Source organism: Herbiconiux sp. J20-20 (genome assembly GCF_057365085.1).
Genome location: NZ_CP195122.1, coordinates 866,428 through 886,362, shown reverse-complemented (window position 1 = coordinate 886,362; position 19,935 = coordinate 866,428). Strand labels below are relative to the sequence as shown.

General features: G+C 70.7%; 19 protein-coding genes. 13 read left to right on the top strand and 6 right to left on the bottom strand.

Annotated features, from left to right (window positions below):
- Positions 1 to 41: 41 nt before the first annotated feature.
- Positions 42 to 2,207, top strand: a complete 2,166-nt coding sequence (locus ACR3ZA_RS04295) for a transglutaminaseTgpA domain-containing protein (protein WP_473660501.1) — start codon at positions 42 to 44, stop codon at positions 2,205 to 2,207.
- On the opposite strand, the gene ACR3ZA_RS04290 is transcribed toward ACR3ZA_RS04295, so the two are convergent.
- The 4 genes from ACR3ZA_RS04290 to ACR3ZA_RS04275 all read right to left on the bottom strand — a co-directional run bounded on the left by ACR3ZA_RS04290 (position 2,204) and on the right by ACR3ZA_RS04275 (position 6,617).
- Complete coding sequence (locus ACR3ZA_RS04290; protein ID WP_473660499.1) at positions 2,204 to 3,028, bottom strand: ATP-binding cassette domain-containing protein; 825 nt, start codon at positions 3,026 to 3,028, stop codon at positions 2,204 to 2,206. The genes ACR3ZA_RS04295 and ACR3ZA_RS04290 overlap by 4 nt on opposite strands.
- Complete coding sequence (locus ACR3ZA_RS04285; protein WP_473662277.1) at positions 3,025 to 4,020, bottom strand: putative F420-0 ABC transporter permease subunit; 996 nt, start codon at positions 4,018 to 4,020, stop codon at positions 3,025 to 3,027. The genes ACR3ZA_RS04290 and ACR3ZA_RS04285 overlap by 4 nt, the downstream gene beginning before the upstream one ends.
- Before the next feature lie 98 nt (positions 4,021 to 4,118).
- Positions 4,119 to 5,159 (bottom strand): putative F420-0 ABC transporter substrate-binding protein, encoded by a 1,041-nt coding sequence (locus ACR3ZA_RS04280; RefSeq protein WP_473660497.1) that lies wholly within the window; start codon positions 5,157 to 5,159, stop codon positions 4,119 to 4,121.
- A 138-nt stretch (positions 5,160 to 5,297) separates the two neighbouring features.
- Positions 5,298 to 6,617, bottom strand: a complete 1,320-nt coding sequence (locus ACR3ZA_RS04275; protein WP_473660495.1) for an aminotransferase class I/II-fold pyridoxal phosphate-dependent enzyme — start codon at positions 6,615 to 6,617, stop codon at positions 5,298 to 5,300.
- Between the two features lie 133 nt (positions 6,618 to 6,750).
- Here ACR3ZA_RS04275 and ACR3ZA_RS04270 point away from each other — a divergent pair, with 133 nt between their 5' ends.
- The 12 genes from ACR3ZA_RS04270 (at position 6,751) to mutM (ending at position 17,922) form a co-directional block, all read left to right on the top strand.
- Positions 6,751 to 7,599, top strand: coding sequence for a nitrilase-related carbon-nitrogen hydrolase (locus ACR3ZA_RS04270; protein ID WP_473660493.1), 849 nt, complete (start codon positions 6,751 to 6,753; stop codon positions 7,597 to 7,599).
- A gap of 19 nt (positions 7,600 to 7,618) precedes the next feature.
- Positions 7,619 to 9,055 carry a dihydropyrimidinase gene (hydA, locus tag ACR3ZA_RS04265; RefSeq protein ID WP_473662276.1) on the top strand — a complete coding sequence of 479 codons (1,437 nt, stop codon included), beginning with the start codon at positions 7,619 to 7,621 and terminating at the stop codon, positions 9,053 to 9,055.
- A gap of 3 nt (positions 9,056 to 9,058) precedes the next feature.
- Positions 9,059 to 10,087 carry a TIGR03842 family LLM class F420-dependent oxidoreductase gene (locus tag ACR3ZA_RS04260; protein WP_473660491.1) on the top strand — a complete coding sequence of 343 codons (1,029 nt, stop codon included), beginning with the start codon at positions 9,059 to 9,061 and terminating at the stop codon, positions 10,085 to 10,087.
- Positions 10,084 to 10,995, top strand: a complete 912-nt coding sequence (locus ACR3ZA_RS04255) for an ABC transporter permease subunit (RefSeq protein ID WP_473660489.1) — start codon at positions 10,084 to 10,086, stop codon at positions 10,993 to 10,995. Before ACR3ZA_RS04260 ends, ACR3ZA_RS04255 begins: the two co-directional genes overlap by 4 nt.
- Positions 10,992 to 11,810, top strand: coding sequence for an ATP-binding cassette domain-containing protein (locus tag ACR3ZA_RS04250; RefSeq protein WP_473660487.1), 819 nt, complete (start codon positions 10,992 to 10,994; stop codon positions 11,808 to 11,810). Before ACR3ZA_RS04255 ends, ACR3ZA_RS04250 begins: the two co-directional genes overlap by 4 nt.
- Positions 11,807 to 12,577, top strand: coding sequence for an ABC transporter permease subunit (locus ACR3ZA_RS04245; protein ID WP_473660485.1), 771 nt, complete (start codon positions 11,807 to 11,809; stop codon positions 12,575 to 12,577). Before ACR3ZA_RS04250 ends, ACR3ZA_RS04245 begins: the two co-directional genes overlap by 4 nt.
- A gap of 51 nt (positions 12,578 to 12,628) precedes the next feature.
- A complete protein-coding gene (locus tag ACR3ZA_RS04240) occupies positions 12,629 to 13,792 on the top strand; it encodes an ABC transporter substrate-binding protein (protein ID WP_473660483.1) in 1,164 nt (387 codons plus the stop codon).
- Positions 13,793 to 14,046: 254 nt separating this feature from the next.
- On the top strand, positions 14,047 to 15,381 hold the full coding sequence (locus ACR3ZA_RS04235) for an aminotransferase class III-fold pyridoxal phosphate-dependent enzyme (protein ID WP_473660481.1): 1,335 nt from the start codon (positions 14,047 to 14,049) through the stop codon (positions 15,379 to 15,381).
- 61 nt (positions 15,382 to 15,442) lie between these two features.
- The gene (locus ACR3ZA_RS04230; RefSeq protein ID WP_473660479.1) at positions 15,443 to 15,961 is read left to right on the top strand and encodes a YceD family protein; all 519 of its coding nucleotides are present in this window, start codon (positions 15,443 to 15,445) and stop codon (positions 15,959 to 15,961) included.
- A gap of 63 nt (positions 15,962 to 16,024) precedes the next feature.
- Positions 16,025 to 16,228 (top strand): 50S ribosomal protein L32, encoded by a 204-nt coding sequence (rpmF, locus tag ACR3ZA_RS04225; RefSeq protein WP_473660477.1) that lies wholly within the window; start codon positions 16,025 to 16,027, stop codon positions 16,226 to 16,228.
- Positions 16,229 to 16,323: 95 nt separating this feature from the next.
- Positions 16,324 to 17,025: a ribonuclease III gene (rnc, locus tag ACR3ZA_RS04220; protein WP_473660475.1), complete on the top strand. Its 702-nt coding sequence runs from the start codon at positions 16,324 to 16,326 to the stop codon at positions 17,023 to 17,025.
- Between the two features lie 6 nt (positions 17,026 to 17,031).
- Positions 17,032 to 17,922, top strand: a complete 891-nt coding sequence (gene mutM / locus ACR3ZA_RS04215) for a bifunctional DNA-formamidopyrimidine glycosylase/DNA-(apurinic or apyrimidinic site) lyase (protein ID WP_473660474.1) — start codon at positions 17,032 to 17,034, stop codon at positions 17,920 to 17,922.
- Here mutM and ACR3ZA_RS04210 read toward each other — a convergent pair whose 3' ends face one another.
- Positions 17,923 to 18,756 carry a methyltransferase gene (locus tag ACR3ZA_RS04210; RefSeq protein ID WP_473660473.1) on the bottom strand — a complete coding sequence of 278 codons (834 nt, stop codon included), beginning with the start codon at positions 18,754 to 18,756 and terminating at the stop codon, positions 17,923 to 17,925.
- The gene (locus tag ACR3ZA_RS04205; protein ID WP_473660472.1) at positions 18,753 to 19,829 is read right to left on the bottom strand and encodes a GNAT family N-acetyltransferase; all 1,077 of its coding nucleotides are present in this window, start codon (positions 19,827 to 19,829) and stop codon (positions 18,753 to 18,755) included. The genes ACR3ZA_RS04210 and ACR3ZA_RS04205 overlap by 4 nt, the downstream gene beginning before the upstream one ends.
- Positions 19,830 to 19,935: the final 106 nt, after the last annotated feature.

Below are 19,935 nucleotides of genomic sequence, written 5' to 3'. Positions count from 1 at the left end.
CCCCGCGGGGTTCGCGCGTCGTCGTCTCTCGCGTGGCGCTGGTGAGCGCGACCCTGCTTGTCGCGGTCGGCGGTCTGCATCCGCTGCTGCAGGGGCTCGGCTGGTTCTTCGCCGTGGCCTCTCTCATGCTCGTGCCGATCATCGTGGCGACCCTGGCGCGGGCGATCGGGGTGCCGACGGGCGTGGCGCCGCTGCTCGCGCTGATCGCGGCGGGCCTTGCGCTCGTCGCCGGTTTCGCCCCCGCCACCGCCGTGCTCGGGGTGATCCCGACCGACGAGACTTGGCGCCAGCTCGGGGCGCTTCCCGGCGAGGGCTTCGCCTCGATCGCCGCCCAGCGGGTGCCCGCCGAGGCCGACGCGGGGATCGTGTTCGTGCTCGCTCTGCTCGGCATCGCCGTCGCGATCGCCACCGAGAGCGTCGCTCTGGGGCTTCGCCGGCCCGCGTTCACGGTGCTGCCCGTCGTCGGCATCCTGGCGATTCCGGTGATCGTCGCTCCCGGTCTCGCGGATCCGGTGGTGTTCGTCCTGGCCGCGATCGGCTCGCTTGCGCTGCTGCGACTTCCCGCACCGCGCAGCACGGTCGTCGCCACGGCGACGATCGGAGCGGTCGCCGTCGTGGCGGCGATCGTTGTGCCGCCGGTCGCGCTCGCCGAGCCGGGGACGCGCGGTTCGGTGGTCGGCTACGCGACCGGCATCAATCCGCTCATCTCACTCGGTCGCGACCTTCGCCGGGCCGATCCGGTCGAGGCGGTCGTCTACTGGACCGACACCGGCGCGGGATCGTATCTGCGACTGACCACCCTGCCGGTCTTCGCCGGAGACGCCTGGCGCGCCACCGACGTGACCGACGCGCTCGAGGAGATCGACGGCGCCCTTCCCGGTCCGGTCGGCCAGAGCGAGGAGGTGCGCACCGCGGACCGCACCGGCACCTTCACGGTCGGGGAGATCAGCAGTCGCTGGGTGCCCGTCCCGTACCCGGTCACCGAGATCGACGGACTCGACGGCACCTGGCTGGTCGAGAGCGACGGGCTGTCGATCCGCACCTCCTCGGGCAACGCCTACCGGCAGACCTATCAACTGGGCTACCTCGATGTGCTGGCGACGAGTTCGCAGCTGCGCGCCGCGGCCGAGCCCGGTCCCGGGCTGGAGCGTCAGCTCGCGCTGCCGGAGGAGATCCCGGCGAACATCATTGAGACGGCGCTCGCCGTCGCCGGCGGCGCCGACACCGACTACGACGCCGCCGTGGCGCTGCAGAGCTATCTGCGCGGCCCCGACTTCGAGTACTCGACCGAGACGCCGCTGGAGCGCAGCGGCGACGGCGCGAGCCTCGACGTGGTGTCGGCGTTCCTCGACGAGCGCTCGGGCTACTGCGTGCACTTCGCCTCGACGATGGCGATCATGGCGCGCACGCTGGGGATTCCCTCGCGGCTCGTGGTGGGCTTCCAGCCGGGCAGCGAGACGCTCATCACGCTGGAGGACGGACGCGAGCGGCTCGCCTACGTCGTGACGACGCACGATCTGCACGCCTGGCCGGAGCTCTACTTCGAGGGAGTCGGATGGACGCGCTTCGAACCGACCCCGAGTCGGGGATCGGTGCCCAGCTACCCGGAGACGCTGCCGAGCGACGGCGTCACGACACCGGGGACCGGGCCCACCAATCCGCGTGATTCGCAGGATGTGACGCGGCCGACGCTCAACCCGCGCGACGACGAGTTCGACGTCGACGATCCGGCCGCCGCGCAGGTCGACGACGGGCTCTCCGCGCTTCCGGCCGTCACCGGCATCGTGCTCGTCGTGCTGGTGGCGGCGGCGGTCACGCCGATGACCTGGCGCATGCTGCGGCGACGCTGGCGGGTGCGACGGATCCGTCGCGGTGACGGCGCCGCCCAGGCCGCGTGGGACGAGCTGCGCGACACGGCGCGCGACATCGGCTGGTCGGCCCCCGACTCGGAGACGCCCCGGGCGTTCGCGGCGAGGCTCGGCATCGTCCTGGCGGCCGAGCGGGAGGCGCTCGACCGGGTGCGCGACGACGTCGAGCGGGTGGCCTTCGCACCGGACCCGACGGCGCCCCTCGATGACCGCGCGGTGCTGGAGGTGCGACGCGCCATCCTCGCCTCCGCCGACGGATGGCCGCGTGCGAGGGCGCTGCTGCTGCCGCCGTCGCTGATCGGCGGCGCTGCGAACGTCGACGCCGAGCCGCAGGCCTAGCCGGAGACGCGGTCGGCGACCGGGTCGGGCGGCGCGACGGCGAGCAGCGGGCGCCCGGTGAGCGGGTTGTCCAGCCAGACGGCGCGCACCCCGTACACCTCGCGCACCAGCTCGGGGGCCAGGGTGGCGCGAGTCGGCCCTTCGGCGACGACGCGACCGTGCTGCACGATCACGACATGATCGGCGAACGCGGCGGCGAGGCTCAGGTCGTGGAGCGCGGCGACGACCGTCATGCCGTTCCCGCTGAGGCTCTCCAGAAGGGTCAGCACCTCCAGCGCCGCCGCGACGTCCAGGTGGTTCGTCGGCTCGTCGAGCAGCAGCAGCCGCGGGTCCTGGGCGAGTGCGCGGGCGAGGAACGCGCGCTGACGCTCGCCGCCGGAGAGACTCGGCACCGTGCGATCGGCGAACGCCATCGCCCCGGCCAGCTCGAGCGCCTGGTCGACGATCTCGAACGCATCCGGGTCGTCGCCGCCGAGCCACGACTCGTGCGGGGTGCGCCCCAGTCGAGCCGTCTCGCGCACCGTCACGGCGAGGTCGGTGGAGGAGTCCTGCTCGACGAGGGCGACCCGGCGCGCTCGCGCTCGGCGGCCGAGCTCCGCGAGATCGTCTCCCCCGAAGCGGACCTCGCCCGCATCGGGGCGCTCGACGCCGGCGACGGCCCGCAGCAGCGTCGACTTGCCCGCGCCGTTGGGCCCCAGCAGCGCCGTCAGGGCGCCCGCGGGGGCGCGGAAGGAGACGTTCGCCAGCAGCGTCGTGTGGTCGCGCACCACCGTGATGCCGCGGGCCTCGAGTCCGGGGCTCGCCCCCTGCGCTGAGCTCATGCCTCGGCCTTCCGGCGTGCGAGCAGGATCGCGAACACGGGCGCGCCGATGAGCGCGGTGACGATGCCGACGGGAAGCTCGCGCGGGTCGAACGCGGTGCGCGCGAGCGTGTCGGCCCACACCAGGAAGATGCCGCCGGTGAGCGCCGACAGCGGCAGGAGCGCGCGGTGCCCGGGCCCGGTGAGCAGCCGAACCGCGTGCGGCAGCACCAGGCCGACGAAGCCGATCGAGCCCGACACCGCGACGAGCGCGCCGGTGAGGAGGGCGGAGGCCGCCAGGAGTGTCCAGCGCAGGCGCTGCACCGGGATGCCGAGCGAGGCCGCCGTGGCGTCGCCGAAGACGAAGGCATCGAGGAGACGACCGGTGAGCATCAGCGGAATCCCGATCACGATCAGGGCCGTGCCCGCGATCGCGACCGAAGACCAGCGCGCCCCGGCGAGCGATCCGAGCAGCCAGTTCAGGATCTCGCGATAGGAGTCGCCGGTCACCGACCAGAAGATGACGAAACTGGTGAGGGCACCGGCGAGCGCCGAGACCGCGAGACCGGCGAGCACGGTGCGGGTGGGGGTGATGCGTCCCAGCGAGTTCGCCAGCGCCAGGGTCGCCGCCAGCGCGAGCAGGGCGCCGGCGAAGGCTGCCAGCGGCAGCACGATCGCCACCCCGAGCAGCAGCACGCTGACGGCGCCGAGCGATGCGCCCGACGACAGCCCCAGCAGGTACGGGTCGGCGAGCTGGTTGCGGGTGAGGGCCTGCATGACGGCGCCGCAGAGCGCAAGGCCCGCGCCGACGGCCGCCGCCGTTAGCACGCGCGGAAACCGCAGCTCCCACACGATCGCGTCGCGCGTGACGCTGAGACCCGAGTCGCCGCCGGTCAGGTGGGCGCCGACCGCCGCCGCGACCTCCTGCAGGGAGAGCTCGGCCGGGCCGATCGTCACGGCGATCGCGATCGAGGCGACCAGCCCTGCGCCGAGGATCGTCGAGACGAGCAGCAGGCGGAGGCGTCCGGTCGCGCGCGCGGAGGGGCGGCGAGCGCCCCCGCGGGACGAGCCTCGAAGGGTCCGTCCCGCGGAGAGCCGCTCGACGCCCGGACTCACGGTGCCGTCAGGCTGGCCAGTTGCGCGGACAGGTCACTCGCGGCGGAGACGCTGCGCACGCCCGCCTCGCTCGCCGCGAACGGCACGATCAGGTACCGCTGGCCGAGCACCGCCGTCAGCTGTGCGGTCGCGGGGTTCCCCTCGAGCTGGGCGATCTTCTTCTCGGCGCTGCCCCAATCGGACTCGACGAGCACGATGACGCTCGGGTCGGCCTCGATGACGGCTTCCCAGCTGAGCGAGGTCCAGCCGCCCTCGATGTCGCCGGCGATATTCCGCAGCCCGATCGCGTCGAGCACCATCTGCGGCGCGCCCGTCCCGGCGCCCACGTACGGGGTGTCGGAGCCGGAGGAATACCAGAGCGCGGTCAGCCCGCGCGAGTCGGGCACGATCGCGTCGAGCTCGGCGCGCTGCGACTCGATCAGCTCGGTCGCGTCGACGTCGAAGATGGCGGCCACCTCGGCGATCTCGCGGAAGACCTCCTCGAAGTCGAGCTCATCCGGCACGTCGGCGCTGCGGCACGCGGCGGGGGAGACATAGGTGTCGATGCCGAGCGCGGCGAGCTCGGCGCGCTCACCGACGCCGTCGGCGGAGAAGTTCGACTCCCACCCGGCGTAGATGAAGTCCGGCTCCAGTTCGAGCACGGCCTCCTCGCTCGGCACCCGGTCGCTCAGCAGAGGCAGGTCGGCGGCGGCCGTCGCCCACTCCTCCGGAACGGGTCCGTCGGGGAAGGCGGTGCCGATGATGCGATCGCCGAGTCCGAGCGCGAGCAGCATCTCGGTCGACGTCGACTTGATCGTGACGACGCGCTCCGGGGGCGCGTCGATCGTGACGGCGACCCCGCAGTTCGACAGTTCGAGTGCCGCGGCGGTGCTTCCCGCGTCGGGGTCGACGCCGGACGCGGGTTCGGGTGCGCAGCCGGCGAGCGTCAGCGCGCCGAGGGCGATCACGGCGGACGCCATCAGAGGTCGGGCGGCACGGCGAGCCCGCGACTCGAGGGCGGCGCCGGTCGTCGGCGAAGAGGTGGGGGTGAGAGGCATGGGATTCCCGGGGGTCGAGGTGGTCGGCAGGGCGCACAAAGAGGCTGCGCGGGCCGTGCCGCCCGAAAGCACCGGGCGACGCACCGGGGCAAGAGCGCCCCGGGGGTCCGTCTGCCCATCGTAGCGGGGGCGCAGCTCTCAGCTGCGCGCCGCGGTCGCGAGCACGGCGGCCACATCGTGGGCGGTCTCGACCGGCACGACGCCCGCCGTCACCCGCAGCCGCGGCAGCGGCTCGCCCGCCTGGAACGGCGAGCCGGGCGCCACCTGGATGCCCGCCGCCGCCAGGTGCACCATCGCCTGGCGCTCGTTGTCGACCTCGAGCCAGATGTTGATGCCGTCGGCGGCGGGCGCGTCGACGCCGTGCCGCGCGAGCCCGGCGGAGAGCGCCGCCTGGCGCGCCGCGTAGCTCTCGCGGGCGACATCGAGCTGGGCGATCGACTCGGGGTCGGTGAGCAGCTCGAAGAGCAGAGCCTGCACCATGCGCGAGGTCCAGCCGGGCCCGAGGAGTCGTCGCGCCACCACGCGGTCGATGAGGGTGCGCGGGCCGCCGAGGGCGCCGATCCGCAGGTCGGGCCCGTGAGATTTGGAGAAGCTCCGCACGTGCAGCACGCGCTCCGGCAGCCAGGTGGCCAGCGAGACGTCGGAGGCGCTGGAGATCATCGCCGAGTGGTCGTCTTCGATGATGACGGTGCGCTCCGCCATGCGGCTGCGGCGCACCAGCGCGGCCAGCCGCTCGGCGCGCTCGGCGCTCATCGAGGCGCCGGTCGGATTGTGCGCCCGCGGCTGCAGCAGCACGAGTGCGGGCCCCCGTGACAGGGCGCGCGCGAACTCCTCCGGTCGCATCCCCTCGGCGTCGACGGGAACCGGAATCGCCTCGAGGCCGTACAGCTCGACGAGGTCGAGGAACGGGGGGAAGGTGGGGTCCTCCAGCACGATCCGATCGCCGAGTCGCACGAGTGCGCCGAGCGCCCGGTCGATCGCGTCGAGGGCGCCGTTGGTCACGGTGAGGGACTCGACGGGGGCGGGCCAGGTCGCCCGCAGCAGGTCGTGGAGCTCGGGGATGTCGGGCTTCGACTGGTAGCTCACCGGGGAGGCGCGGTCCGAGACCCGGGCGAGGGCGGGGCCGATCTCGGGCAGCAGCGCCGGGTCGGGGGTGCCGCGCGAGAGATCGAGTCGGGCCGCGTCGCCGCCCTCGAGCCCGCGGTAGCGGGTCGGCAGCCACTCGCGCGGCGCGGAGCGCACAAAGCTGCCGCTGCGCCCGCGACTGGTGATCAGTCCGGCGGCGGCGAGGGTCTGCCAGGCGTGGCTCACCGTGGCGGGGCTGACGCCCAATTCGGCGGCGAGGTCGCGCACCGTCGGAAGCCGATCGCCGGGGGCGAGATCCCCGCTCGTGATCAGCCGGGCGAGGGCGGCCGCGATGCCGCGTGGAGTGCGCTCGTCGAGCTCGAGGGCTACCAAGTTGATGCGTCCCGTCGTAGATTGCGAATGAGGCCGAACACCCGATGCTGAGTTTTACGCCGCTGTCACGTGCAGAAACGTCAGAGAAATGTTTTCGGCGAACAATAACAAAAGCACGACCGAGGGAGCCAGCATGTCGATCATTCGCGCCGCGATCACCCAAACCACCTGGACCGGTGACAAAGAGTCCATGCTGGCCAAGCATGAGGGCTTCGCCCGCGAGGCCGCGGCGCAGGGCGCACAGGTCGTCTGCTTCCAGGAGCTGTTCTACGGGCCGTACTTCGGAATCACCGAAGACAAGAAGTACTACGCGTTCGCCGAGCCGGCCGACGGCCCGATCGTGCAGCGCTTCGCGGCGCTCGCCAAGGAGCTCGGCGTCGTCATGATCCTCCCGATCTACGAGGAGGACATGACCGGCGTGTACTACAACACCGCGGTCGTGGTGGATGCCGACGGCACCATCCTCGGCAAGTACCGCAAGCACCACATCCCGCACCTCGACCGCTTCTGGGAGAAGTTCTACTTCCGTCCCGGCAACGGCGGCTACCCCGTCTTCGACACCGCCGTCGGCAAGATCGGCGTCTACATCTGCTACGACCGGCACTTCCCGGAGGGCTGGCGCGAGCTGGGTCTGAACGGCGCGCACATGGTGTTCAACCCGAACGCCACCAAGCCGGGGCTCTCCAACCGCCTCTGGGAGGTCGAAGGCCCGGCGGCGGCCGTGGCCAACGGCTACTTCGTGCTCCAGCCCAACCGCGTCGGTCGCGAAGACAACGAATACGGCGACCTCGCGGTCGACTTCTACGGCACCAGCCAGGTCATCGACCCGCGCGGCAACTTCGTCGGCGAGCGCGGCTCGGGCGAGCACGAGGAGATCCTGATTCGCGACCTCGACCTCGACATGGTCAAGCAGATGCGCGACGATTGGCAGTTCTACCGGGACCGTCGTCCGGAGTCCTACACGTCGATCCCCCAGCCGTAGTCCGGATCCTCGGGAGGACATCATGAAGACCCTCATCATCAACGGCACGGTCGTCTCCGCCACGGGGCGCGCGCAGGCCAACGTCCTGATCGACGGCGAGACCATCGTCGCGGTGCTGCAGCCCGGGTCGACCGCGCTCGGCGTCGACCTGGAGAGCAGCGTCGACACGGTCATCGACGCGAAGGGCAAGTACGTCATCCCCGGCGGAGTGGATGCGCACACCCACATGGAGCTGCCCTTCGGCGGCACCGCCGCCTCCGACACCTTCGAGACCGGAACGCGCGCCGCCGCGCACGGCGGCACCACCACGATCATCGACTTCGCCGTGCAGACCTACGGTCAGCGCGTCTTCGACGGACTCGAGGCCTGGCACACGAAGGCCGCCGGCAACTGCGCCATCGACTACGCCTTCCACCAGATCATCGGCGGCGTCGACGAGGACTCGCTCGCCGCGATGCCGAAGCTCGTCGACGAGGGCATCTCCAGCTTCAAGCTGTTCATGGCCTACCCGGGCGTCTTCTACTCCGACGACTCGCAGGTGCTGAAGGCCATGCAGGTCGCCCGTGACACCGGGCTGCTGACGATGATGCACGCCGAGAACGGCCCCGCGATCGATGTGCTCGCCGAGCAGCTCGTGGCGCAGGGCAAGACCGACCCCTACTACCACGGCATCGCGCGCGCCTGGCAGATGGAAGAAGAGGCCACCCACCGCGCGATCATGCTCGCCAACCTCACCGGCGCGCCGCTCTACGTGGTGCACGTGAGCGCCAAGCAGGCGGTCGAGCAGCTCGCCTGGGCGCGTGACAAGGGGCAGAACGTCTTCGGCGAGACCTGCCCGCAGTACCTCTACCTCTCCCTCGAGGAGCAGCTCGGTGCCTCCAGCGACGAGGCCGGCGCCTTCGAGGGCGCCAAGTGGGTGTGCTCCACACCGCTGCGCTCGCGCGCCGAAGGCCACCAGGACTCGATGTGGCAGGCGCTGCGCACCAACGACCTGCAGATGGTCTCCACCGACCACTGCCCGTTCTGCATGAAGGATCAGAAGGAGCTGGGCCTCGGCGACTTCCGCAAGATCCCGAACGGCATCGGCTCGGTCGAGCACCGCATGGACCTCATGTACCAGGGCGTCGTCACCGGCGAGATCACGCTGGAGCGCTGGGTCGAGCTCACGAGCACGACACCTGCGCGCATGTTCGGCCTGTACGGCAAGAAGGGTGTCATCCAGCCCGGGGCCGACGCCGACATCGTGATCTACGACCCGAACGGGCACACCAGCATCGGCTACGAGAAGAAGCACCACATGAACATGGACCACTCCGCGTGGGAGGGCTTCGAGATCGACGGTCGTGTCGACACGGTGCTCAGCCGCGGCAAGGTGATCGTCGACGACGACACCTACCTCGGCACCAAGGGCGACGGCAAGTTCGTCAAGCGCGGCCTGACGCAGTACCTGGTGTAGACGATGGACTTCGGAGCAGTACTTCAGACCAACCCGCCGGCCAGCCGGACGGTTCACCTCGCCAAGCTCGCCGAGCAGTACGGGTTCAGCCACGTCTGGACCTTCGACTCGCACCTGCTGTGGCAGGAGCCCTATGTGATCTACAGCCAGATCCTCGCCGAGACCCGGCGTGTCACGGTCGGGCCGTTCGTCACCAACCCGGCGACGCGCGACTGGACGGTCACCGCCTCGGTCTTCGCCACCCTGAACGAGATGTACGGCAACCGAACGGTGGTCGGCATCGGGCGCGGCGACTCGGCGGTGCGTGTCACCAACGGCAAGCCGACGACGCTCAAGGAGCTGCGCGAGTCGATCCACGTCATCCGCGAGCTCGGCAACAGCCGCGAGGTCGAGTACAACGGCTCGCAGCTGCGCTTCCCGTGGAGCGTCGGCAGCGAGCTCGAGGTGTGGGTGGCGGCCTACGGTCCGCTCGCGCTCAAGCTGACCGGCGAGGTCGGCGACGGCTTCATCCTGCAGCTGGCCGATGTCGACATCGCCAAGTGGATGATCGCGGTCGTGCGCGACGCCGCCGAGAAGGCGGGCCGCAACCCCGACGACATCACGTTCTGCGTCGCAGCGCCGTTCTACATCACCGACGGCACCGACGAGGGGCTGGTCCACGCCCGTGAGCAGTCGCGCTGGTTCGGCGGCATGGTCGGCAACCACATCGCCGACATCGTCGCCAAGTACGGCGATTCGGGTGCCGTGCCGCAGGCCCTGACCGACTACATCAAGGGCCGCGAGGGCTACGACTACAACTCCCACGGCAAGGCCGACAACGACCACGTCGACTTCGTGCCCGACGAGATCGTCGACCGGTTCTGCGTACTCGGCACCGCCGAGGAGCACATCGCCAAGCTCGAAGAGCTGAAGGCGATCGGGGTGCACCAGTTCGCCGGCTACCTGCAGCACGACAACAAGGAAGAGACACTGCGTGTCTATGGCGAGACCGTGATCCCGGCACTCCAGGATCACCTCACGGCCAAGGCATGAGTCGCTCCCGGGGCTCCGCGCGTCGGGGGGTGGCCGCGCTCTGGGGAGCGCTGGGCGTCCTCGCGGTCGGCCTGCTCTGGGAGGGCTACAAGTTCCTCGGCCCCGCCGAGGGCGTCACCCTCGGCGCCGTCGAGGGCGAGACCGGCTCGGGCGTCATGATCCTGCCGCGCACCCACGATCGCGCGATGCCGCACATCTCCGACATGTTCACCCGGCTGTTCGAGTCGACCAGCGGGGGAGACACCCCTCCGCTCATCGTCCCGGTCATCACGGCCGCGCTCACCACCTTGGGGATCGCGGCCGTCGGCTGGCTGATCGGGGTCGCCGTGGGCGCCCTTCTCGGGGCGCTCATGCAGCGCTGGCGGGTCGTCGAGTGGGGCCTGCTGCCATGGATCGTCGTCAGCCAGACGGTGCCGCTCATCGCCTTCGCCCCCGTCATGAACAGCATCGGCCTCCAGATCGACCGCGACGTGATGCCCTGGCCGCAGTGGCTCTCGGTCGCCGTGATCGCCTCCTATCTGGCCTTCTTCCCCGTCGCGGTGGGGATGCTGCGCGGGCTGGAGGCGCCGGACCGCATCCACGTCGACCTGATGCGCAGCTACGCGGCCGGCTACTGGCCGACGCTGCTGCGTCTGCGCCTGCCGGCCGCCGTGCCGCACCTGCTGCCGGCCCTGCGCCTCGCGGCGGCCAATGCCGTGCTCGGCGCCGTCGTCGCGGAGGTCTCGATCGGCATGCGCGGCGGCATCGGACGCATGCTCATCCAGCTCGCCGGTCAAGCCTCCAGCGACCCGGCCGCACCGTGGGGCCCGACCTTCGGCTCGATCGCGCTCGGCCTCATCGCCGCCGGCTCGGTCGCTCTGGTCGGACTCGGACTCAAGAACTACCGCAGGGGAGAAGCTGCCGCATGACCACTCACGAGACTCCCCAGGCCTCCGCGCCCGCCGTTCGCGCCGCCGGCGTCGGGCGCGTGTTCCCGACCGCCTCCGGCGACGTGACCGCCCTCGGCGGGGTCGAGCTCGAGGTCGCGGCGGGAGAGTTCGTCTCCCTCATCGGCCCCTCGGGATGCGGCAAGTCGACCCTGCTGCGGCTGATCGCCGACCTCGACCAGGCCTCCAGCGGCGAACTCGAGATCTTCGGCAAGCCCGCCGCGCGCGCCCGGATCGATCAGGACTACGGGATCGTCTTTCAGCAGGCGGGCCTGCTGCCCTGGCGCACCGTCGGGGCGAACATCGCGCTGCCGCTGGAGCTGCACAAGGTCGACAAGGCCGAGCGCGAGGCACGGGTCGCCGAACTCGCGGAGCTGGTCGGCCTCACCGAGTTCATCGACCGGTATCCCGACCAGCTGTCCGGCGGGATGCAGCAGCGCGTCGCCATCGCGCGCGCCCTCGCCGCGCGCCCGCGCCTGCTGCTGATGGACGAGCCCTTCGGCGCGCTCGACGAGATGACGCGCGAATACCTGCAGTCGGAGCTCACCCGCATCGCCGCCGAGACCGGCGCCGCCGTCGTCTTCGTCACGCACTCGATCCCCGAGGCGGTGTTCCTCTCCGACCGCGTCGTGGTCATGAGCCCGCGCCCCGGCCGCATCACCGAGGTGCTCGCGACCGGCTTCGGCGATGTGGTGCGCGACGAGGCGCTGCGCGAGTCGCCCGCCTACTTCGAACGCGTCACCGCGGTGCGCGAGGCGCTGCACGGCGCCCCCGTCGAGAGAGCGAACGAACGATGACGGCGCGCGTGCTGCCCTCCTGGCTGCGGGTCGCCGCGCCCATCGCCGTGGGCGTCGTCGGGGTGGCCCTGTGGATCGTCTACGTCGACGTGCTCGGCGCCGCGCCGCGCATGCTGCCGAGCCCCGCGGCGATCGGCTCCGAAATCGTCGAGCGCTGGGGGATCATCAGCGACGCCATGCTCATCACGGCGACGAACGCCCTCATCGGCCTCGTCATCGGGGCGGTCGTGGCGATCGTGTTCGCAGCACTCGCGGCCGCCGTGAAGCCGATCGATGGGATGCTGGCCCCGATCGTGGCGGCGATCGCCGTCGTGCCGATCGTGGCCCTCACTCCCATCCTCAACACGATGTTCGGCGCCTCGAGCCAGTTCGGACGGCAGGCGGTCGCGGCGCTCGCCGCCTTCGTGCCGGTCTTCGTCAACGTGCTGCGCGGCCTGCGCCAGACCACGCCGGTGCATCGCGACCTGCTGCGAGCCTCCGCCGCCAGCCCCGGCCAGACGTTCCGCGTGCTCACGCTGCCGACGGCGCTGCCGTACCTCATGACGGGGCTGCGCATCGCGAGCTCGCTCGCGGTCATCGCCGCCCTCGTCGCCGAGTACTTCGGCGGTCCCGCCGACGGCATCGGCACCGCGATCGCGACCTATGCCAAGTCGGGGCGCGCCGCCCTGGCCTGGGCGTTCGTCGCGGGAGGCATCCTGATCGGCCTCGTCTTCTTCCTCGTCACCTCGCTTCTGGAGAAGCTGGCGACGAGGCGCCCGCCGGTCTGACCGGCGGGAACCCCCTGCACCACCCGGCACCACCCACCTGAAAGGAACACCATGAGACACAGCACTCGCCGCGGCCTCGCGGCCGTCGCCGCTGCGGCCGTCACGGCGCTCACCCTCGCCGCGTGTACCACCGCCGAGACCGACACGACCGACTCGGGGGAGTTCGAGCCCATCACCTCGGTCAAGCTGCAGCTGCAGTGGCTTCCGCAGGCGCAGTTCGCGGGCTACTACGTCGCCCTCGACCAGGGCTACTTCGAGGAGGAGGGCTTCGACAGCGTCGAGGTCGTCCCGTCCGGCGGTGACATCGTTCCGCAGGATGCGCTCGTCGCCGGTGACGTTGACTTCGCCATCGCGTGGGTTCCGAAGGTGCTCGGCACCCTCGAGGCCACCGGTGTCGAGCTGACGAACATCGCGCAGGTCTTCCAGAAGTCCGGCACGCTGCAGGTCTCGTGGGCCGACAGCGGCATCAGCTCGGTCGCCGACTTCGAGGACAAGCGCATCGGCTCGTGGGGCTTCGGCAACGAGTGGGAGATCTTCGCGGCCATGGCCGACGAGGGCCTCGATTCGACCTCGGTCTCGATCACGACCCAGGACTTCAGCATGAACGCGCTGCTGGACCGGGATGTCGACGCCGCGCAGGCGATGACCTACAACGAGTGGGCGCAGATCCTCGAGGTCGTGAACCCCGACACCGGTGAGCTGTACCAGCCGGAGGACTTCGACGTCGTCTCGTACGAGGACACGGCCGGAGCGATGCTCCAGGACGCGATCTGGGCCGACACCGAGCGCCTCGAGGACCCGGCCTACGCCGACGCCGCCGTGCGCTTCCTGAAGGCCGTCACCAAGGGCTGGATCTTCGCCCGCGACAACCCGGAGGAGGCCGCGGCGATCACCTACGACGCCGCGATCAACGCCGAGGCGGCCTTCCCGGTGGGTCCGACCCACCAGCTGTGGCAGATGAACGAGGTCAACAAGCTCATCTGGGCCGGCGGCGACTTCGGTCTCGTCGACTCGGCGGCCTGGGACAAGACGGTCGCGGGCGCGCTCGCGGCGGTCAACCAGGACGGCCTGAACCTCATCACCACGGAGCCCGCGGCCTCCGCGTACTCCAACATCTACATCCAGCAGGCGCTGGACGCGCTCGCGGAAGAGGGCATCGTCGTCGGTGGCGAGTACACGCCGATCGACGTCGTCCTCACCGAGGGCGGCCAGTAAGCACCACCTGGCCGGTCGAGTAGCCCGGCAGCACCACCCAGCCGGTCGAGTAGCCCGCAGGGCGTATCGAGACCCCCCACGAGGTCTCGATACGCCGCTCCGCGGCTACTCGACCGGCTCGCACGATTCAGCTGGTCGAGTAGCCCGCAGGGCGTATCGAGACCATATTCTGGCCTCGAGGCACCGCGACGCGGCTCCTCGACCCGCTCCACTCCCGGTCGACATCGACCCCCCTTCACCCGCAAGGACGCACCATGACCACGCACCTCGACCCCGCCGACGGCATCCGCGCTCACGATCTCGACCGGGCGCACGTCTTCCACTCCTGGTCGGCGCAGGGGGCCCTGAATCCGATGGTCATCGCGGGCGCCTCCGGCAGCGAGGTCTGGGACTTCGACGGCACCCGCTACCTCGACTTCTCCAGCCAGCTGGTCAACGTCAACATCGGGCACACGCACCCGAAGGTCGTCGCGGCGATCCAGGAGCAGGCCGCGATCCTGCCGACGATCGCGCCGCCGCATGCCAACCTCGCCCGCGGCGAGGCCGCGAAGCGCATCGTCGAGAAGGCCGGTCCCGGCTTCGAGAAGGTGTTCTTCACCAACGGCGGTGCCGACGCCAACGAGAACGCGATCCGCATGGCCCGGCAGTTCACCGGCCGCGACAAGGTGCTGAGCCATTACCGCAGCTACCACGGCAACACGGGTGCCGCGGTCGTCGCCACCGGCGACTGGCGCCGGATTCCGAACGAGTTCGCCCGCGGCCACGTGCACTTCTTCGGCCCGTTCGCCTACCGGAGCGAGTTCTGGTCCGACTCCGTGGAGCAGGAGTCCGAGCGCGCACTGCACCACCTGAAGCGCGTCATCCAGTCGGAGGGGCCGGGCTCGATCGCCGCCATCATTCTCGAGGGCATTCCCGGAACCGCCGGCGTGCTGGTGCCGCCGCCCGGCTACCTCTCCGGGGTGCGGCAGCTGGCCGACGAGCACGGCATCGTGCTGATCTTCGACGAGGTGATGTCCGGCTTCGGCCGCACCGGCGACTGGTTCGCCTGGCAGAACCAGAGCGTGAATCCGGACCGCATCGTTCCCGACCTGATCACCTTCGCCAAGGGCGTCAACTCCGGCTACGTGCCCGCCGGCGGCGTGATCATCTCGCCCGCCATCGCGCACAGCTTCGACGACAAGGTCTTCCCGGGTGGACTCACCTACTCGGGTCACCCGCTCGCGATGGCCTCCATCGTCGCCACGATCGACGCCATGGAGGAGGAGGGCGTGCTCGAGAACGCCGCCCGCATCGGTCGCGACCTGCTCGGACCGGGCCTGCGGGCGCTGGCCGAGAAGCACTCGATGATCGGCGAAGTGCGGGGCCTGGGCGTCTTCTGGGCGCTGGACCTGGTGACCGATCCCGCGACGCGCGAACCCGTTCCGGCGTCCGTGATCGGGGCGCTCAAGGCCGAACTGCTCGCCCGCGGACTGCTGCCCTTCGTCGCCGACAACCGCGTGCACGTCGTGCCGCCGTGCGTCGTGACGGATGACGAGGTCGCCCGCGCCCTCGCGATCTACGACGAGGCCTTCGCCGCCGTCTCCGCGTGACCGGCGCTCCCGCCCGCCGCGCGCGGGCGGGAGCGCCGTCGGGCGCGTAGAATCGGCGACCGTGGCCACCCCTGCATCCCCGTTCCTGATCCCCGTCCATGAGCTCATGCACCGCCCCGGCGCGATGCGTGAGCTGGACCTGGATCTTGTCGCGCCCGAACAGCTCGGCGCGGGTGCCGCCTACGTGCGCGAGGGCGACTCGGTTGAGCTCGACCTGCGGCTCGAGGGCCTGCACGACGGCATTCTCGTGAGCGCCGACATCCGCACCACCGTCTCCGGGGAGTGCGTTCGCTGCCTCGACCCGGTCAGCCTCGACCTCGAAGTCGAATTTCAGGAGCTTTTCGCGTACTCTGAGGACGAAGCTTTCGACTTCCAGGTTCAAGAAGATCACGTGAATCTTGAACCGGTCGTGCGGGATGCGGTGGTCTTGGCACTGCCCTTCCAGCCGGTCTGTCGTGAGGACTGTCCAGGACTCGACCCGGAAACGGGCGAAAAGCGGACCTCCTCGTCCGAAGGACCAGCGCGCGAGGAAGTCGACCCCAGGTGGGCCGCCCTCGAAGGCTTCCAGACCGAAGAGTGAGGCTCGCAAGGGCCACCCAGACGTGTGCGGTGCGACCGCGCGCCGCGAAGAAAGAAGAAACCCATGCCGGTTCCCAAGCGCAAGCAATCGCGTTCCAACACGCGCAGCCGTCGTTCGCAGTGGAAGGCCGAGGTCCCCACGCTCGTCAAGTCCGTCGAGAACGGCAAGACCGTCTACAGCCTGCCGCACCGCGCCAAGGTCGTCGAGGACTCCGCGGGCACCCCGCTGTTCCTCGAGTACAAGGGCCGCAAGGTCGCCGACGTCTGATTTCCCGCTCGCCCGCTGGGCGACGCGAATGAATCGTGGGCATGAGTAGATCTGCCGACGCGGACGCGCCTTCGGGCCCTGTCGCGTCGGTCGAGGTGAGCGAATCCGCAGCAGTGCTGCGCGCCCAGCTCATCGATCAGCTCGGCCTTGAGATCGCGCCCGAGCTCATCGAGCTCGCACTCACGCACCGCTCGTTCGCCTACGAGAACGGCGGAATCGCGCACAATGAGCGCCTCGAGTTCCTTGGCGACTCGATCCTCGGGCAGTCGGTCACGGTGATGCTGTACCGCGACTTCCCGCACCTCGATGAGGGGGAGCTTGCCAAGCGTCGCGCCTCGCTCGTCAGCGCGGTGGCGCTGGCCGAGGTGGCGCAGAACATCGGACTCGGCGCGCACGTGCGCCTCGGCCGCGGCGAAGAGCTCACCGGCGGCCGCGAGAAGGGGTCGATTCTCGCCGACGCCGTCGAGGCGATCATCGGCGCGGCCTACCTGTCGGCGGGTCAGGAGGCGGCCAACACGCTCGTGTTGCGCCTGATCGCTCCGCTGCTGGACGACCCGGATCGCTTCGGTGCCGCCATGGACCCCAAGACGAGCCTGCAGGAGCTGTCGACCCGCCTCGGCAAGGGACTGCCGAGCTACGTCGTCGCCGACAGCGGGCCCGACCACTCGAAGCGCTTCCACGCCACCGTCGTCGTCGCCGGCGAGAGCATCGCGACAGGCGACGGCTCCAGCAAGAAGCAGGCGGAGATGGCCGCCGCGCTCGAGGCCTGGACGCGCCTGCAGCCGCGCAAGCGCTGAGCCGACATGCCGGAACTGCCCGAGGTCGAGGTGGTTCGCCAGGGGCTCGCCCCGGCGGTCACCGGTTCGCTCGTCCGCGCCGTCACGGTGCTCGACGAGCGCTCCCTGCGCCGGCACGCCGGCCCCCGTGAGGACTTCGTCGACCGCGTCACCGGCGCGCGCCTGAACGCCCCCGAACGCCGGGGCAAGTTCCTCTGGATCCCGCTCGCCGCGCCGCGTGCCGACGAGGCCGTGGTGGTGCACCTCGGCATGAGCGGCCAGGTGCTGCTGCGCTCACCCGAGGCGCCCCGGGACCGGCTCACCCGCATCGTGCTCGACCTCGAGCACCCCGAGCACGGCCCCCTGCGCGTCGACTTCGTCGATCAGCGCATCTTCGGATCGATGGCGCTCGACGACGTGGTGCCGACGCGCGACCGCCCCGAGCAGCGCATCCCGAGCCAGGTGGCGCACATCGCCCGCGACCCGCTCGACCCGGACTTCTCGGAGCGCGCCTTCTTCGCGGCGCTCGCCCGCAAGCGCACCACGATCAAGCGCGCGCTGCTCGACCAGACGCTCGTGAGCGGCATCGGCAACATCTATGCCGATGAGGCGCTCTGGGCGGCGCGCATCCACTACGACCAGCCGACCGAGACGCTGTCGAGGCCGCGCGCGCGGCGTCTGCTCGCCGAGGTGCGCGTCGTGCTCGCCAAAGCCCTCGCCGAGGGCGGCACGAGCTTCGACGCGCAGTACGTCAATGTGAACGGCGCGAGCGGTTACTTCTCTCACTCGCTGAACGCCTACGGGCGGCACGGCGAGCCGTGCCCGCGCTGCGGTCGGCCGATCGTCCGCGAGGTGTTCATGAACCGCGGTTCGCACTTCTGCCCGAGCTGCCAGCGCCTTCGCGCGGTGCGCGTCTGATCAGAGCTTCCGCGCCTGCACCGTCCAGCTGAGGGGCAGCCGCGGGCGGTCGCCGCGCATCCGGAACTCGCCGTCGGGGCCGGGCCCCGTCATGTGCCCTGGCAGCGCGAGCCACGGCACGCTGTCGTGCTCGGCGATCGCCTCCAGCTGCAGGCCTTCGTCGAGGAGAGCCTGCACGGTCTCGGCGAGGCCGTGGTTCCACTCCATCGTGCGGGTCGCCGTGATGGTGCCGGTCGTCTCGACGTAGGTCTCGGCGCTGTCGAAGACGAGGGGCTCGCCGTGCTCGAAATAGCCGTAGCGCGTCGTCACCCGATCCTCGTCGCTCTCGTCGAGCGTCCACATCAGCGGATGCCCCTCCCGCATGAAGAACCGGCCGCCGGGCTTCAGCAGGGCCGCGACGGCCGCCGCCCAGGGGCGGATCTTCGGCAGCCAGCCGATCGCGCCGATGCCGGTGTAGACGAGGTCGAACGCGCCGGGCTCCAGCACCTCCGCTGCGCGGTAGACGTCGGACTCGACGAAGTCGATTGCGGCGCCCGTGTCGGCGGCGAGGCGCCGGGCCTCGGCGAGCGAGACGGGGGAGAAGTCGAGGCCGGTGACCTCGGCGCCGAGCCGGTGCAGCGACAGCGTGTCGGTGCCGATGTGGCACTGCAGGTGGACCGCTCGGAGTCCTGAGATGTCGCCGAGCCGTGGAAGGTCGAAGCGCACGACATCGGAGAGGTGGGCCGGGTCGGCGCGGAAGGCATCGAGACGGTAGTCGGGCGAGGCGGCGTGCAGCGGGGCGCGCGCATCCCAGTTCGCGCGGTTCACGTCGAGGTAGTTCGCGTCGTCCGTCATGCCAGGTCCTTTCGCCAGGCGCCTTCGAAGACGATCGGCGCGAACCCGACCGCCTCATTGACGTCGAGCATGAAGCGGTTCTCTTCCGCGTTGAAGGTGATGATCGAGGGGTGGCCGGGAAACACCCGTTGCAGCTCCTGGATGTTCGCCACCTTGAGCAGCATTCCCAGTCGGTGCCCGCGGTGCTCGCGCAGCACGAGGGTGTCGTCCTGGTCGACGGGGCGGCCGAGCGAGGGCGGAACGATCAGCAGCGAGTAGCCCACGAGCGTGGCCGTCGGCACGTGCTCGACGACGGCCATGAGCTGGTGCCGCGGATCCTTCGCCCAGCGCTCCTCGGCGTGGAGCAGTCGCTCAACGGTCCAGACGTCGGCGGGCTCCTCCATGCCGGCGCTCGGGGCATCGGTGCTCATGCGCGTCATCAGCATCGCCCGGTCGGCCCGCCAGCGCTCCGGGGTGCGATCCACCCAGTGGTGAACGCGGTAGTCGACGCCCGCGTGATCCTCGGCCTCACGGCGCTGCGCGGTGAGGAGGTCGTCGTCGACCGGCAGCGCCAGTCGGCTGCCGCGCTCGACCTGCTCCAGGCGGAACCCGCGAGCGCGCAGAAAACGCACTTCCGGGTTCTCCGCGGGCAGCGCCCCGTGCCCGGTGGGCGACGACAGCCGGGGACCCGATGCCGGGGGAGACGCCGCCCAGCCGAGGATCCGGCGCTTGCCCTCCGTGCGCGCCAGGTCATCCAGATGCGCGGCCAGTGCCGTGCCGATGCCCCGACCGCGGAAATCCGGCAGCACCCGCACGTTCTGCCACGCCGTGTCGATGCCCTCGCCCTCCGGCTTGGTCTGATGGAACGCGTGCGCGACGATGCGACCGTCGACGCGCACGGCGAAGGACCGTCGGCGCGTGTACACCTGGTCGAGCCAGCCGGGGAGCTCCTCCTCGGCCGGATACGCGAAATCGGCGCTGCCGAAGCTGAGGGTGTCGACGGTGTTGCGCACCTCGGCGCAGGCGAGGAAGTCCCGCGCCGCGGCTGAGTCATCCAGCTCGCGGGGAATCTCCAACTCCTCCACGGTGACCATGGCAGCCCTTTCCGCCGCCGACAGGGCAGCCGATCAGCCTACTGCTCCCCGGATTGAGCGCAACCCTCCGGTACCGTAGACCCAGCACGCCGAGCGGAGCCGGAAA